14 protein-coding genes are annotated in these 16,229 nt (G+C 45.6%); 4 read left to right on the forward strand and 10 right to left on the reverse strand.

Translation table 11 applies throughout. From position 1 onward, the window contains the following. Window positions 1-217 precede the first annotated feature (217 nt). From MUN34_RS10220 to MUN34_RS10235, 4 genes are read right to left on the reverse strand one after another with little or no spacing between them, the layout of a single operon-like run. Complete coding sequence (locus tag MUN34_RS10220) at window positions 218-1,456, reverse strand: glycosyltransferase (protein WP_247857725.1); 1,239 nt, start codon at window positions 1,454-1,456, stop codon at window positions 218-220. Beyond that, window positions 1,453-2,775, reverse strand: a complete 1,323-nt coding sequence (locus tag MUN34_RS10225; RefSeq protein ID WP_235188877.1) for a glycosyltransferase family 4 protein — start codon at window positions 2,773-2,775, stop codon at window positions 1,453-1,455. Before MUN34_RS10225 ends, MUN34_RS10220 begins: the two co-directional genes overlap by 4 nt. Further along, on the reverse strand, window positions 2,670-3,671 hold the full coding sequence (locus MUN34_RS10230; protein WP_026829001.1) for a methyltransferase domain-containing protein: 1,002 nt from the start codon (window positions 3,669-3,671) through the stop codon (window positions 2,670-2,672). Before MUN34_RS10230 ends, MUN34_RS10225 begins: the two co-directional genes overlap by 106 nt. Beyond that, a complete protein-coding gene (locus MUN34_RS10235) occupies window positions 3,671-6,313 on the reverse strand; it encodes a glycosyltransferase (RefSeq protein WP_247857726.1) in 2,643 nt (880 codons plus the stop codon). The genes MUN34_RS10230 and MUN34_RS10235 overlap by 1 nt, the downstream gene beginning before the upstream one ends. Before the next feature lie 276 nt (window positions 6,314-6,589). On the opposite strand from MUN34_RS10235, the gene MUN34_RS10240 reads away from it, so the two are divergent. Further along, window positions 6,590-6,751 (forward strand): hypothetical protein, encoded by a 162-nt coding sequence (locus MUN34_RS10240; RefSeq protein ID WP_200868722.1) that lies wholly within the window; start codon window positions 6,590-6,592, stop codon window positions 6,749-6,751. A gap of 69 nt (window positions 6,752-6,820) precedes the next feature. Here the strand turns inward: MUN34_RS10240 and MUN34_RS10245 are convergent, their stop codons facing one another. After that, the gene (locus MUN34_RS10245; protein WP_247857727.1) at window positions 6,821-7,813 is read right to left on the reverse strand and encodes an NADP-dependent oxidoreductase; all 993 of its coding nucleotides are present in this window, start codon (window positions 7,811-7,813) and stop codon (window positions 6,821-6,823) included. A 190-nt stretch (window positions 7,814-8,003) separates the two neighbouring features. Between MUN34_RS10245 and MUN34_RS10250 the strand changes: the two genes are divergently transcribed. After that, a complete protein-coding gene (locus tag MUN34_RS10250) occupies window positions 8,004-9,065 on the forward strand; it encodes a PTS sugar transporter subunit IIC (RefSeq protein ID WP_026829004.1) in 1,062 nt (353 codons plus the stop codon). A 49-nt stretch (window positions 9,066-9,114) separates the two neighbouring features. Here MUN34_RS10250 and MUN34_RS10255 read toward each other — a convergent pair whose 3' ends face one another. From MUN34_RS10255 to MUN34_RS10265, 3 genes are all read right to left on the reverse strand, one after another. After that, complete coding sequence (locus MUN34_RS10255; RefSeq protein WP_247857728.1) at window positions 9,115-9,741, reverse strand: HAD family hydrolase; 627 nt, start codon at window positions 9,739-9,741, stop codon at window positions 9,115-9,117. Between the two features lie 12 nt (window positions 9,742-9,753). Further along, window positions 9,754-10,338, reverse strand: a complete 585-nt coding sequence (locus MUN34_RS10260) for a DedA family protein (RefSeq protein WP_026829006.1) — start codon at window positions 10,336-10,338, stop codon at window positions 9,754-9,756. Window positions 10,339-10,482: 144 nt separating this feature from the next. Further along, a complete protein-coding gene (locus MUN34_RS10265; RefSeq protein ID WP_026829007.1) occupies window positions 10,483-10,917 on the reverse strand; it encodes a YkvA family protein in 435 nt (144 codons plus the stop codon). A 168-nt stretch (window positions 10,918-11,085) separates the two neighbouring features. On the opposite strand from MUN34_RS10265, the gene MUN34_RS10270 reads away from it, so the two are divergent. Next, window positions 11,086-11,835: an SDR family NAD(P)-dependent oxidoreductase gene (locus MUN34_RS10270; protein WP_026829008.1), complete on the forward strand. Its 750-nt coding sequence runs from the start codon at window positions 11,086-11,088 to the stop codon at window positions 11,833-11,835. Between the two features lie 374 nt (window positions 11,836-12,209). Then, window positions 12,210-13,412 (forward strand): murein hydrolase activator EnvC family protein, encoded by a 1,203-nt coding sequence (locus tag MUN34_RS10275; RefSeq protein ID WP_247857729.1) that lies wholly within the window; start codon window positions 12,210-12,212, stop codon window positions 13,410-13,412. Window positions 13,413-13,481: 69 nt separating this feature from the next. On the opposite strand, the gene MUN34_RS10280 is transcribed toward MUN34_RS10275, so the two are convergent. After that, on the reverse strand, window positions 13,482-15,131 hold the full coding sequence (locus MUN34_RS10280; protein ID WP_026829010.1) for a methyl-accepting chemotaxis protein: 1,650 nt from the start codon (window positions 15,129-15,131) through the stop codon (window positions 13,482-13,484). Further along, window positions 15,128-16,105: a BMP family lipoprotein gene (locus MUN34_RS10285; protein WP_247857730.1), complete on the reverse strand. Its 978-nt coding sequence runs from the start codon at window positions 16,103-16,105 to the stop codon at window positions 15,128-15,130. Before MUN34_RS10285 ends, MUN34_RS10280 begins: the two co-directional genes overlap by 4 nt. Window positions 16,106-16,229: the final 124 nt, after the last annotated feature.

A 16,229-nucleotide genomic window follows, 5' to 3' on the forward strand; every position in this document is an offset into this window, starting at 1 on the left:
ACAATTGCTTGTGTTTCCAATGGTTCTAACCATCTCTTAAAGCATTCTTCACAGACCTTACATTCCACCCTTTTCCTATGCTTTTTGTAAAGCTTGTAAATAAACAACGAACTTTTGTTGCATTCGCGAGAGAAACAACACAATCCGGTCCATTCCATTGTTCTTCAGCGTGGAATTACCTGCATCTTTGTTGTTTCCTGCCTCTGTTCTCGTTCATTCACTTCATTAATTCATGATAGACAGTCAATAATCGGTCTTTTTCTTTATCCCAGTTGTATTTCTGCCGTGCCTGCTTTGTTCGTTCTTTCATCGCCTGGCGTAACCCGTCCTCCTCGACGATTTGATTGACGGCAGCGGCAATCGCTTGCGACGATTCAACGTCAACGAGCAGTCCGACGGCCTCTGCCTCGACGACACGACGGATTTCCGGTAAATCGGCTGCCACGACCGGCACAAGAGCTGACATGTATTCAAATAACTTATTCGAAGATGCCGAATAATGGTTAAAGCACACGTTTTGTAACACTTGAAACCCGACCGTCGCCGCTGCTGTATAGCTCGGTAACTGATCAAGCGGCACCTTATCAATAAAATAAATACGTTCTCGTTCTGAGGATTGAGACGCTAGCCGTTGAAGCTCCGGCTTGATTTTCCCGTCGCCAATGAACAGCAGTGTGCCGTTTCGGATCAAAGGCATCGCAGCAATCAACCGCTCGAGCCCCCGTCCTTCCTGAATACCGCCTTGATACAATAAAATCGGTTCTTTTTCTTCAATCCCAAGTTCTTCATGTAGCGGGCGTGCTTCTGGTACCGTTTCTTGATAGAACGGATAATTGTGCAACACGGCCGGACGCTCTCCATAAAGTGCTTCGTGATAGTCGGCCCGTGTCTCATTTTCAACCATCGTCCGATCCACAAATCGTAATAAGTGACGTTCCAATCCGCCTTGTCCTCTTCCATATCCCGTCCGATCCGTCTGGACTTCATGCGAATCGTAGACGATTTTCGCACCTTTCGCCGCTAAAATCGCTTGCGGTAATGTATTTAAATCGTTGGCATGCATGATATCGTAGTTTCGCTTACGTGCTGCCCGTGTCATCCGGACAATGCCGAAGCTGTTATAAAGCGCATAGCGGATAAACCGACTTTTCTGCAACACGTACAGAATCACTACAATCGGAATCAGCCAGGGAATGAACAAGAACAATCCTGCGCCAGCCAGAAGCGTAACCGGGTTACGCTTCTTCAGACGACGAAGGATTGTTTCAAAAGGAGGTGTCCGTTCAATTCGGATGATTCGAAAGCCAGCCGGATGATACTCCATTGCTGGTAATGTGCCATCATTGAGGCAATATAAATCGACGTGATTCCCTGCTTCCGCGAGCGCTGTACACTCCCGTAAAACACGTGCATCATTCGTAAACGTATTCCAAACAAACATCCCGACCCGTCTCATTTACTCACCCCTACTACTTGGAAATTGGTTTTTCGAATGGCTTCAAACAATCGTTCCTGATTTTGTTCCCAGTCAAAATGGGTCTGGACATACGCTACACCCGATTGACCCATTTCTTCACGCGCTTCCGGATGTTCTGCGAGATAACGGATTTGTCCGACGATTGTCTCGCGACAACGCTCCCGTGAGACGAATCCTGCTCCGGCCTCTTCAATCACTTTCGCAGCATGTCCTGAAACGGCTCCGACAATCGCACAGCCCATTGCCATATAGTCGATGATTTTTCCTGGCGTCACTGTATCGAATGCTGTACTCTCGACTAATGTCGCAAAGGCGATATCACTTTTGGCAAGTTGTTTCAGCGCGTCCCATCTCGGCATCGCATTCATGAAATGAATATTCGTCAGTCCGCGTTTTAAGACATGTTCTTCAAATTTTTCTTTATGATAGCCGTATCCGACGACATGAAATTCAATTTTTGAATCCTCTTTTAATCGCTCCGCTACATCAAGTAATAAGAATACGTCCTGCGCCAACCCGATATTTCCGGTATAGACGACGCGGACTTGCTCCGATACTTTCCGCCGTTTAATCAACCATTCGTTTTCTTCGATTGAATTCGGAATGTAATGAATTTTCTCCGGGGCAATTCCTTTGCTTTCGATATACGAACGAAATCCTTCACTGTTGATGACAATTTGATCGGCTCGATGATACATCCATTTTTCAAGCCAGTAGAGCGGCGCGAGCAGCAAGCGTGACTTCGTGATTCCGACACCGACCAATGATTCCGGCCACAAATCGCGGACGTCTAACACGAGTGGTGCTTTTTTGATGAACTTGGCAACGACTCCAACCAGTCCCATGAAGATGGAAGGCGTCGTCGCATAGATGTAGCTATACTGTTTTTTATCCTGCCGTACTTCCCGGACCGCCAAGACAAACTGTTCTAAAAACAACCGTAGCCGTCGCCATAAGTTTGTCGTCGCCCGTAGATCCCGTGGTTGAATCCGGGTAATGTTAGCCGCATCCAAACTTGGTTCGTCCCAAAACATCGCATCCGTATACAATTCCGCCGTCGGGTACAGTGGTTCTGATGTCAGGACATGCACGTCACTGCCTTGTTGTTCCATCCGTTTAAAGATGTTTTTCATCCGGTTGGCGGCACTGCCGATTTCAGGATAAAAATTCTGACAGATCATCAAGACATTCATCATCTCCGGGCCCGTCTTTGTTTGAGCTTTCGTCGGAACTTCCAGTAACGGACGGCGATTTTTCCAAGCTTTGAATTTGCCAGTGATCGGTATTTTAATTTCCATTGTGTATTCGCCTCCAAGACATCCAGATTCGACACAAGTGCTCCTTCATACCGTTCGAGGACCAACTGATACTGTTGTGCCAACAGTGCAATCGTTTCTTCTTGTTCGGTCACTTGTTGTAACAGCCGCTCATGTTCTGATGATAACTCCGCATATTCCTGCTCGTTGACCTGCTGTTTCAACTGTTTCTGCTCCCATTTCTTTTGCTGGTTTTTTAATCGAACGATTTCAGTCAAATGCATCCGCTCGATTGCTTCAAAAGCCGTTTCCAACCAGTCGATTTCTTGATTCGTCATACTACGGACCGGTTGTTTTTCCTCATGAAGCGTCACAATCACGCCTAACCACTTGTCCATCCGCTCCAATCGATCAATCGTTCCATAGGGTGTCAATTGCTCTAACAAATGACGTAAATAATAAGTCCGCTTATGGTCGGCATAGTCATTGACACCAAACGGAACCGTTACGACAAGCCGTCCACCCGGTTTCAGGAATGAACATGCTTTTTGGACAAACCGTTCTGGTTCGCCGATATGCTCGAGAACTTCCGTCATCAAGACCGTGTCAAAACGTTGGCTGGTCGAAAACGTCATCAGATTTTCTTCTTCAAACTGAATCAATTCTTTGACCGAACGTGCTTCTTTCTCCAGTGCATTCCTCGACTCTGTGATGGCTTCCGGTGAGACATCGATTCCCACAACCTGTTTCCCTTCACGACCTAGTAAAATCGGGACGAGCCCTCCTGAACAACCGATGTCGAGAATCTGACTGCCCTTTGTCTCGCGAATAATCCAGTGAATCCGTGACCGGACTTTTTTTCCGAACTGGACTCCGAGTTGATCATAATAAGCAGCACGGATTTCATCTTTTGGTCGCGTCATCTGTTTTGTCGGCATCACCGTACCTCCTCTAATAACAATGCTTGGATTGCATCGGTCTGTTTTTTATCCGCAAGTTCAACGAATCGGCGGATCAACGGATTCGTTAATGTCATCGGTTCATAAAAAGCGATAATCATTCGGAGAAGCGCGACGCTCGGACCAAAATCTTTATCACTGCAGTAACGAAGTTTTACCAAATACCAATGTTCAAAAAAGTGTTCGAAACGGGTTTCTTTATACGCATCCAGGACACCATAACGTGCAAACTTCTCAGCCCGGGCCTTTTCCCGGACGACGCTGCGTTCAAAGAAGCGAACTGTCAAGGAGTTGACGGTCGAACCCGCTACTGCGGCATAGTAATAATGAATGACTCGGTTGACGAGTAAGACACGGTCCGCATGTAACATCATTTCTTGGAAAAACAATGAGTCTTGTCCGACTGCACCAACGACTTGTTCCAGCTGGTGTTCCTGCAAAAAGCTCTTCTTAACGACTAACGCCTGAATACTTTGAACGGAAAAACGGTTCTCGAGCAAATATGTTTTGGGTTGCTCACAGACCTTCCGTCCTTCTTTCCGAACTTTCGGTAAGGCGATGATACTTGTTTTTTCTGCCAACTTTTTCATATGTCCGACTGCAAAATCGAGTGTCGGGTCATGATCGAGTTCACTCAATAATTCGGCATACCGGTCACTCAACACTTCGTTATCAGGATCCAGGAACGCAATCCGTTCGGCACGTGCCAGTTCGACGCCCTTATTGCGCGGGCGTGACGCACTGCCGCTTCCGCCTGTCGGGAACAGATAGGTTACGACGTTGCCGTGTCGTCGCGCGAGACGATCAATCGCTTGTAAAGTCATACGGTCTGTTGATCCATCATCCACTAAGATAATTTCCGTCTCGTCAAATCGTTCCATTCGTTTTAAGCTGGCAAAACATTTGTATGTGAGATGATATCCATTATTAAAAATCGGCACGACGACGGACAAAACCGGTGTTTCAACAGCAGATGACTTCCCTTGCTCGTTCCACTCGAGTGCATCAAGAAGCAGTGTTTTTCCTGTCATCTTTCCTTCACTGAACTGTTCATAGGAAAAATCAGCACGCCAGATCATACTGCCGACCGGCTGGCCTTGTTCTTCCCGAATGACAAACGGTACCTCATCGCGGGCTGTTTTACGGACAATACTTGCATCGCTGTATTTAAATCCGTTCACTAAATCTTCAAGATAGTACTCTCCATATGACTCCGCCCCGTCGAGTACTGCCACTAAATCGGTCTGTCCGTATAATTCTTTCGTCAGGTCTTCTTCGCGGTAAATCCAATCCGGTGTTACGGTTTGGTGTTCGATCATCCGGTTTAGTTCCGGTGTCACGTGGCGTAAGACGACCAGAAGTTTCCGCTGCAACGGTTGGACCGGCAACTTCAGCAAACGTGTCATCTGATCAATCCGGTCATACACGGTATGGGACGACATGACGGAACGAATCCCTTCTGCCCGGAGCCGCTTCACGTCATCCTCGGTCGTCCGTTCTAAAATCGCTTGAGCCTCTTGATGATCATGGACAGTAAACACGTTCGGAAAATCATTATTGACGGCGATGCTGTAATTCGACAAAATCAGATTTCCGAGTGCTTGGGATTCGTAAATTCGCCGTGCACACATCGTTTTACTATATTTAATGCTGTTTAAATTCAATACCCAGTCATAACACTTACTGACTTGTTGTAATGCCTCATAAGGAATTGACGGTGCGACACGCGAGACATAACGTTCCGGAAAGTGATAATCCGGTAAATTCAACTGATAGTTGCGGTCAACGATATCAAGTGTATGGTCGGAACGTAAGACACCATCAAATAACATCTCAGTGTCTTTGACACGTTCCGGATACTTTGCCATCCAGCTGCCGGCAAACAAAACGTGTTTTTTTCGACTGCGTGTCGCGCCAATCGGATTATGGATGATTGGATTCACCCCGAACGTCGTCGCTTCAATCCGGTCATGCCCGCATAACACCTGATATTCCGGAATCATGGCTTCGTCTGATGTCAAAATATAATCCGCTTCCTTGGCCACACCACTAAAACGTTCAAAATTACTTGGATCCTCTGTCGATTGAAAAACAACGGGTATTTCTTTTGCCTTCACCTGTCGAATCATTTCCATCAGACGGGCCCGTTTTTTGGAGGTCGGCGTTGCGACACCTTTCCAGTCGTCTCCGTGTAGTCCTTTCCATGAGGATACGACTAGGAAAAGGTCAATCGGTTTTTCAAATACCTCTTCAAATGTTGCCGGATTGACATAGTGTAAGTGGAGCGCATCTTGATAATAGGCATACATGAATTCGGAACAGACGATGGCGACTTCCAGTGGTCGCTGCTCAAAATAACGCGTTCCGCTTTGCAAGGGAATATCTGCATACGCAATCTCCTGTAACAATCCGCTGTTACTTTGCTCATGATATGCCGTTGTTGTCGAAGGACGTCCGGAAGTGTTTGGTCGGATTCCTGTTTTCATCGTCAATACCGGGAGCTTCTGTAAACGTTCAATGGAAGCAACACTTGCCTTTGATTCCGATTGAAGCCGTTGCTTCTCCTCGCGTACCCACTGAAGTTGTTTCATGACTGCTTTTTTAAATTGTTGTCCACTCACGCGTATACACCCTTCCTTCTCTTTCATCTCCCTATCAGTCTACGAGTCCAGTTCAAAGGAGACTTAAAGGATCTGCAAGGTTTTTGTAAAGACTTGGTGAAGCCTTTAACGGTTTCCCGGACATTCGTCATGAAATCAGGACGTAAACGTGTGGAGTCGTTTTGGTTCACAACGTGTTTCGCACAAAACAATGAACTCAAACCTGTCGCTTTTCGTTTTAGAACAATCAATTGGGGTAAATGTAAAAGTATTGATGATAAGGGAGATGACAGAATCATGACGGATAAAAAACAAGACTTGCCAAACGAAACAGCAGATGTCGGCTTACACCCGGATCCGGAACCCGCGGAAACATCTGATCCCGGTATCAAACCGGCTGAAACACAGCATCCGGATCCCGATCTGGAAGAATTACAAAAAGATCCCGCTGATCAATAAATAGGTTTTTCCATAAAAAAAAGGTTTTGCTCCCCCATAAAGGAAAGCAAAACCTTTTTTGACGTCTTCTTATAACTTGACCAACAATTTTCCGGTATTCGAACCATCAAACAGTCCAAGAAACGCATCCGGTACTTGATTAAACCCTTCAAAAATCGTTTCTTCATACTTTAATTCACCGTTACTGACCCATTGTCCTAGTTGCTCCGCCGCCTCTTTAAAACGCTTAGCGTAATCTCCGACCAAAAAGCCTTGCATCCGTGCGCGTGACATGATCAATTTGGATTGAACACGTGGACCAACATCTGTTTTTTCATTGTATCCGGAAATTGCTCCACAGACTGGAATACGGGCAAACGGATTTAAACGATTGAGTACTGCATCACCGATTTCCCCGCCGACATTTTCGAAATAGACGTCGATTCCGTCCGGACACGTCCGGTCCAAGGCTTCTCCGATTTGTTCCGTTTTATAATTGATGACTTCATCAAATCCAAGTTCTTCTTTGAGATACTGAATTTTTTCATCACTTCCCGCAATACCGACGACCCGTGCACCTTTGATTTTAGCAATTTGTCCGACAATCGAGCCGACTGCTCCGGCTGCTGCCGAGACGACAACCGTTTCACCGGACTGTGGATTCCCGATATCCAGTAATCCGAAATAAGCCGTCATGCCGGTCATCCCAAGTACACCAAGTGCCGTTGAGACAGGTGCCAGTGATGCATCAATTTTACGGACTTGTTTGGCATCCACGACTAATTTTGTTGCCCAATCGAGCATTCCGACGACGATGTCGCCGACTTCGAGTGTATCCGTTTTTGATTCGATGACACGTGCGACTACGCCTCCTTGAATCGGTGCATCCAGTTCAAATGGCTGAGAATAAGAACGGGAATCGTTCATTCGTCCCCGCATGTATGGATCAACTGAGATATAAAGCGTCTCTAACAAGACTTGATCCGTTTGCAACTCATTCAGTTCAATCTTTTCGTACCGGAACGTCTCCCGTGTCGGACGTCCGTCCGGTCTGTTGGCTAATACGATTTGTTGTTCTGACATAATTGTTCCCTCCCCGATTTTTACTCTTTCACTCTAGCAGTCCTATCCTGTGAGTGCGAATACTTTGCCTTTGTTTTTTCAGAAAATTCCATTTTCACCTTGACGTGCTACAGAGACTTTCGTATGATTAAACACAATTCATCGCTTTTATACTGTTATGCGCAAAAGTGATACATAAGGAGTGATTTTTATGAAGACAACTTCGAAACGGTTCGACCGCCAATTCGGAATCCATGTGTTAAACGGTCTTAGTATCGGGATTTTAGTTGCACTTATCCCTGGCGCCTTACTTGGCGAACTCGCCAAAGCCTTGCTTCCGTACTTTTCTCCCGCCCAACATATCATCGACTCTACCGCGCTTGCGATGCGTTTGTTACCGATGGTGATTGGTGTTGCCGTAGCGATGCAGTTTAAGACGTCTCCCATCGAAACTACCTCGATTGGTCTCGCGACTGTCGTTGGATCAGGTGTCGCAAGCCGGACCGATACAGCAGGTTACTTATTCGTCGGCACGGGGGATGTCATCAATGCCGGACTAACGGCTGCCATTGCAACAGCTCTCGTACTGTGGATTGGCAATCGGTTTAAAACGTATACCGTCCTCGTCATTCCGACCTTAATCATCGTCGGAGCAGGCGGAATCGGTGTCCTGACCTATCCTTATGTCACAAAAATCACTGCCAGTATCGGTCAGTTGATTACTCATTTTACAGTCCTTCAACCTGTGTTAATGGGCATCACTTTAGCCGTCACCTTCTCTGTCCTGATTGTCTCACCGTTGTCGACTGTCGGAATCGCAACTGCAATCAGCTTATCCGGTGTTGCCGCCGGTGCTGCCAACTTAGGTGTTTGCGCAGCCGGTTTCGGACTTGCGATTGCCGGTTGGCAAGCGAATTCACGAGGCACTTCCATTGCTCACTTTTTAGGATCTCCTAAAATCCAAATGGCAAATTTCATCCGAAATCCCATCATGATTCTGCCAGTCATGTGCAGTGCGGCAGTTCTCGGCGGACTGGCTGGCGTTCTTGGTGTTCAAGGAACACCGTTCAGTGCCGGTTTCGGCATGTCAGGATTGATTGGTCCGATCAATGCGTTACATTTAATGACCGGCGGTTGGACATGGGGCAATATCTCGGTTGTCTTCGGACTCTTCATCATTTTACCGATTCTTCTTTGTCTCTTATTCCACCACTTATTCCGTCGTTTCCGTCCATGGACGAATCATGAACAATACCGGCTCGATTTTGATTGATACAAAAAAGAAGCGACGCTGTCAGCATCGCTTCTTTTTTGTATCTTTATTATACGTATTTCAATACGTCCATCGGTGTCCCTAACTGATAATCAGCCGAATTCCACTCCTGTTCCGTTCCGAAGCCGAACCGGCAAATCGCAACCGGCATCTGTTGGTTTCGTGCTGCTTCGACGTCCGATGAACGGTCTCCCACCATCAAATATTCGACCGCTCCGAATTCTTCTCGATGGGCTGCTAGAATATCGGCTTTTTGTTTACCCTGAACCGACTCCAGACATTTTGGACTTGTAAAATACGAGCGAATGTTTTGACTGTCGAGCACTAGATTCAAATAGTGAACGCCGCAATTGCTTGCTGTCGAAACGATGTGTCCTTGTTTGGTCAACGTTTCTAACATTTCACGAATCCCGTCAAACAAAACATCCTGTCCCGCCATCGTCTGTTCTAGATGATGGTGACGTTTTTTTCGAATCGCACGAATGTCTTCTTCTGAAGCATCCGGAATCGCTTTTCTCCAAAAAGCATTTCCTGCCAAACCATAGCTGGACTGAACACTCTCTTTTGATGGTTTGACAAGATGCGGCATATCTTCCATCGCCAGATGAATTGCCTCTGTCATTTGATTGGTTGAATCAATCAATGTTCCATCGATATCAAATAAAATCACTGCCATGTGAACACTCCTCTATTTTTTAAAAGCGTTTTGTTTTTTCATAAGCGTTTTCTTCCGGAAGTAGATATATCCGGCTCCAAATACGAGTAACCCGATGAGCCAAGGTGTATAGTGATGGAGTTCATGATGCCGCCCCATCATACCATGCCCCAGTTTTTTCCCGCCCCAAATGAAAAAGGCCGACCAGGCGAAAAAGGAAATTGTCGTGGCAATCGTGAACGTCAACCGTGAAACACCTGTCAATCCGGCCCCGATGGCAAATCCCATCCGCCACATCGGTGACAACAACAGGATAAAACGTCCGCGTGTGTCCATTTGACGTTGAAACTGATTCATCTTCGTTTCAGAAATCCGAAACCATTTAAATACACGGGCCAGTAAGCGGTCACTTCCGAGCCGACCAATCGTAAAGAAGATGTTTTGACTGATCACAAAACTGAGTACTGAGACAATCAACATGATAATGAGATTAAATTGCGTCGTATGTACCAGGTAGCCCGCATAAGCTAACGGTACTTCACTCGGTAAAAACGGAAACATCAACGTCAACATCATTCCGAAATAGCCATACGATTCAATCCACGAATGCCAAGCCATGATCCCCCCCCTTTCACTGGATTTTTCTTCTAACTCCAGTGTAACGAACTTTTGAGGTAGCGTACAGAAATCGTGTTCGGCTTCACGACTAAAAACCCTGTCGCTGACTCAATGTCAGTGGCAGGGCAGAATCAATTCATGCAATTAATACGCATCTTCACTTTGGAGCGGTTGCGTGCTTGCTTTTTGTTGCTCATCTTGCCAGTCACTAAAACGTGTCAATTCTTCAAACACCGTTTTTGTCACGAACAGAACGATGGCGATATCATCCGCAAAACCAAATCCAAGTACAAAATCAGGGACCAGATCAATTGGAGAAACGAGATAAATTAACGCACCGATCACTTTCAAAATCGTCGTCCGGCGAATATTTCGATATTCACCTGACTGGTAAGAACGAACCATGTCGACAAACAAGCGAACCGGTGAGAAAACAACTGATAAACTTGAATTTTTATTTATTTTATCAATTGCTCGTTTTAGCATCGAATTGGTTTTTTTAGGTTGATTAATATACGCTTTAGCTTCATCTGCATATTTTTCTTGTTCTGTTTCGAGCTTTTGATTTGATAAATCCATCAAAAATCCCCCATTCAACATAATAATAGCGTTAGCTATTTTCTATGTTCCCTAATGCCTATCTGGATAATCCTTTCTTCAAGGATCCAGTATGTTTTAATCGATTCGTTTTCGGCTATCTGATTATAGCAGTCTACTCAACTACACACTCCCCAGGAGGAATTTACAATGAATCATATCAATCATACTGTCATCATCACAGGTGCTGCTAATGGCATCGGAGCTACACTTGCCAAGAGTTATGCCAAGGAAGGCGCATCGGTCATTTTGGCCGACATTGATCAAATGACGGGTGACGACCTTGCATCGGAAATCGAAGCTGACGGCGGAACCGCTTATTTTTATCATCTGGATGTTCAAGATGAACAAGACGTCAACCTATTGATTGATAAAGCCATCGAACATACCGGCCGGATTGATATCCTGATTAACAATGCCGGCATCATGGTTCGTAAACCGTTACTTGAATTATCGCTCGATGAGTGGGACCGTGTTCAACACACCAACCTGCGGAGCATCTTTTTAACAACAAAAGCCGCTGCTCCTTACCTGAAGAAAAACCCGGCCGGTGGACGGATTGTCAATTTGGCCTCCACCCGTGCCTTTATGTCCGAGCCGGATACGGAATCTTACGCGGCTACTAAAGGCGGGATTGTCGCATTGACGCATGCTTTGGCCGTTTCTTTAGGACCAGACCGAATTTTAGTCAATGCGATTGCCCCCGGCTGGATTGAAACCGGAAATTATCATGAACTTTCACCAGAAGATCATAGCCAGCATCCGGCTGGACGAGTCGGAAAACCTGAAGATGTCGCCCGGGCTGCTTTGTTCTTAACGAATCCTGATAACGACTTCTTAACGGGAGAAACATTGGTTCTCGATGGTGGAATGACTCGGAAAATGATTTACGAAGAGTAAGTCAAAACTAATTCATATAACCTTTTTCTCGATGCATCAAACGTTTCATTTTTCAGTTCTTCTTAATATTACAAAAACATATCATCCCTTTTTTAAAAGTGAATCCTTGTATTCACTTTTTTTATTTTTTCTTCTTTCCTGTTTCGCCAACAGTTTTCTCTCTCTTTTGAGAGAATTCAAAGAATGATTTACAAAAAGGAATGTTACTACCTGATAATTTCCATATAATATTTTTAATGAAACTGTAACGGAGACTTGACCTATTTCTTGTTAGAGTAGAACAGGTAACATTTTATAACATGTATCTGATTTAGGAAGGAATGATTGATTCAACTATGAAATCATCTTTAAAGCAAACACTAGGTCTGTCCCTCATGACGATGACATTACTCTTCAGTCCACTTGTCCATCCGGTCGGAGCGGCAAGTTCTTATAAAGAAAAACAACAGCAAAACCATAAGCAGCAGTCAAAACAAAAACAAGCTCTCTCGAAAACGACAGCTCAATTGTCCAAAGCCCAGCAAAAGGTCTATGCGCTTGATCAACAAATCAATGGATTGACGTTACAGGTCGTTGAAAACCAACAAAAAATTGATCGAAACCGTAAGCAGATTAAACGATTGGAACAAAAAATCGATGCCTTGCGCGAAAAGATCAACAAGCAGGAAAAAATGTTGGGTGATCGGTTAGCAGTCCGCCAGTCGAAAGCAGATGAGGATCCGCTTCTCGAAGCTGTTTTCGGTGCCAAGGATGTCGGAGATATGATCAGCCGGTTTAATGCTTTTAATACGATTGCTGAAAGCGACGCTTCTTTATTAAAAGATTACGAACAAAATAAACATCAATTGGCACTTGCTCAAAAAGAATTGAAGCAAACCCGTGTCGATTTGATCGATGATCGCACTCTTCTAAAACAGAAACAGCGTGAACTAACGGCAGAAAAAATCAAGCGGACAACGTTGCTGAAGCGCTTGAAGACAGAAAAACGTTCCATCGAAACAAATATCTTGAGCTTAAAAGATGCAGCCGCTCAATTGAAAGCACAGGAAGCTGCTGCCCGTTCAGCTGCTCGAGCTGCACGACTAGCAGAAAAACAAGCAGCCGCGCAATCGGCGCAACCTGCTTCTGTTACAAAAGCAAGTACAAAAGTCCTGTCAAAAGCAACAGGAAAGTTCATTAAACCTGCTGCCGGTTCCATTTCACAAGGAATGGGTGCTGCCAGCGGAAGTAACGGATATGCGTACCATAACGGGATTGATTTTGCGGGTCCACTGAATTCGCCAGTCGTTGCTTCGGCCAGCGGAACTGTCATTCAGGCAAGTTCAGGCGGTCCTTACGGTAATCACGTCTACCTCTCTCACAGCATCGGCGGAAAAACGTATACGACCGTTTATGCGCACATGAATTCTCTGACCGTCAAACAAGGTCAACAGGTGAAACAGGGACAACAAATCGGTAACCTTGGAAGTACCGGAAATTCAACCGGTCCCCACCTTCATTTTGAGATTCATGACGGCGGTTATCAATACAATGCCAACGGCCGGACAAACGAACTGAATCCAAGTGACTTCTTTTAACTAACTGTTGATGCAAAATCCCTCACCGGAATAACTCCGATGAGGGATTTTTTGATGTTTCTTTTTGAATTACAGTTTGAACTGGCTGGTTTGTTGATCGAGTGAAGTCGTCGTTTGTTCCAGTTCCAGCATAAGTTGATGAATTTGTTCGAATGATGCTTGCTGATCGCGCATCGACGCCGCCACTTCTTCATTCCCCGCGGCCAGTTCTTCCATCACGCCACTGACTGAGCTGACCTGATTGACCACTTGATTGGCTTGGTCTTTCGATTGTAGTAACTGTGTCGTCATGAACTGGACGGCTTCCGTTACATCCGTCACGTGACCACGGGTTTCTTCGAATGCTGCTGTCACCTCAGCAAAGTTTTGGACCTGATGTGCTTGTTCTTTTTCAGATTGAAGTAACGCTTCCTGCAAAATTGCTCCGTCTGCCCGAATTGAACGAACGAGTGAGAAAATAGAGCGGGTTGCTTGATGTGTTTCATCCGCTAGCTTTTTCACTTCACTCGCCACGACAGCAAAACCACGTCCTGCTTCTCCTGCCCGTGCCGCTTCGATCGCAGCATTTAACGATAGCAAATTCGTTTGTGCCGAGACACTTGAGACGAGTTGCGCCATCTGTTCGATTTGCTGTGTTTGTTGCAAGAATCCAGCCAACTTATGACCAAGCTCCTGATTTTGGAGAGTAGCCGTCGCCAGTGATTCCGCTTGTTCCTGCATGATGGTGGCACTTTTCCCCATCGTCGTATCCGCGAGTTGTCCTTGACTCAACGCCTGTTGTGCCCGTTGTTCACTTTGTTCAAACAATGTACTCATATCCGTGATCGTGCTGACTGTCGTTTGTAAGTCATCTGAGACAGTTTGCGTACCACTGGCCATTTCATTGATGGCATGTGTCATGTTTCCGGATACTTCGACGATATTGGCATTTTCAGCTGTCGCTTGTTCGCTCATCTGATTGATGGTCGACGATGTCTGGCTGATCGTCCCGATAACACCATGCAATGTCCCTTGCATTTGGGCGATTGCTGATTCGAGACGGCCAATTTCATCCGTCCGTCCTGAAACCTGCAGTTGTTGTGAGACATCCCCTTGCGAAATCTGTTCCGCCGTTTTAACGACCCGGCTGATTGGACGGGTGATACTCCGGGCGAAATACCAATTGTAGAGTGCTAATGCAATCAGAAGGATGAATGTCGCGATTAAAACTGAACGCGTCAGATTCAACGTTTTATCTTTCGCTTCTTGTTGCAGTACATCGTAAAATTCACCGTTCTTTGTATGTAACGTGTATAAATCGCTGAGTACCCCTTCCACCTGGGCTGCATGGGAACGGATTGCGATTGGATCGAGCGCATTTAATAATGCCGTCCGTTTCTCCGCTAAGACCGTATACTTCATTTTGGCACGATTCAAATCGGGTTTAAACCGATCAATCAAATAAGCTTTTTGTAATGAATCGAGAGCTTTTTCATTTTTTTTACTCAAGGCAAGGACCTGTTCTTTTTGATTTTCTGACGGCTGGCTTGCTAACCGGTTCCAGCCTGCCTGCTCATACAGTAACTTGGTCTCCAGTTCTGAAATCTCAACCAGTTGTTTTCCGTAATCTTCATTGTAAGACTGGATTTGCCGCAGCTCGAATAATGTCCAACCCATCAGGGCGACGACACTGACAATCGTCACAAGTGTCGAAATTAAAAATCGTTTTCGTAACGTCATTGGACCTTCACCTTGCCTTCCAGTATTTCTTGTTTCAATTGTTCGAGTCGTTGCAGTTCCTTTGCTGTAAAGTTGGCATTACGAATCGGTGCTAATTGAATGGCTCCATCTTTGACCCCTAACACGATTTGACCGGATTGAAGACCTGATGCCTTAACGCTGTCGCCAATTTTCGTAATCGCAAGATCGACCTGTTTCAACATCGACGTCATGACTGCGTCCGGTGCAATTGCCGTTTGATCACTGTCGACACCAATCGCCTTATTTCCTTTTTCTTCTGCCGCTTCCAGAACACCACTGCCGGTAAGCCCTGCTGCCGCATATAACACATCTGCCTCTTTTTTCATTTGAGCATTTGCCAGTTCCCGTCCTTTGTCCGGCGCAGCAAAGTCCTCCGCATAATCGACAAGAACACGGATGTCAGGATTAATCGCTGTTGCACCGGCCCGATAGCCTTTTTCAAACTTTTCAATGAGCGGCGACTTCATGCCGCCGATGAAACCAATCGTTTCACTGTCAGATTGGATTGCTGCCGCTGCCCCCGCCAGATAACTGCCTTCATCCTCTTTAAATGTGACGGATAATACATTCGGTAGTTCTGACACGGCATCAATCAATGCAAACTGCTGTTTTGGATACTGTTTAGCAACTTTCTCCAAGTCCGCCTGTCCCATGAAACCGAGACCGACGACAACGGTCGGCTGTTGTTTCGCTAATGTGGCAAATGCCGCTTCATATGATTTTGTTTCGCTCAATTCTCTATAATCAATGAACCAGTCTTCTTTTTCACGCAGTAAGGACATGCCGCTCATGGCTGCATCACTGAATGATTGATCCCCTAATCCGACATCGGATAAGACGACTGCCATTTTTCGACGCTCCTTCACTGCTTGTTGCGGATCATCGATGACACTTCCACAACCCGCCAGACCGATTGTCAATGCTAGTATGGACAAACTGAATCGTTTTGACATATTTCCACTTCCCTCCACTGTTCTACAATGGATTATCGGAAAGGTTGTCTGACTTCTTAACCTAAAAATCAAATTCAGAATTGTTTTAAAACAAAAACGTGTCCTTCCCGCAACAACAGTTGCA

Origin of the sequence: Exiguobacterium sp. 17-1, from assembly GCF_023096305.1 — a bacterium.
GTDB lineage: Bacteria > Bacillota > Bacilli > Exiguobacteriales > Exiguobacteriaceae > Exiguobacterium_A > Exiguobacterium_A sibiricum_A.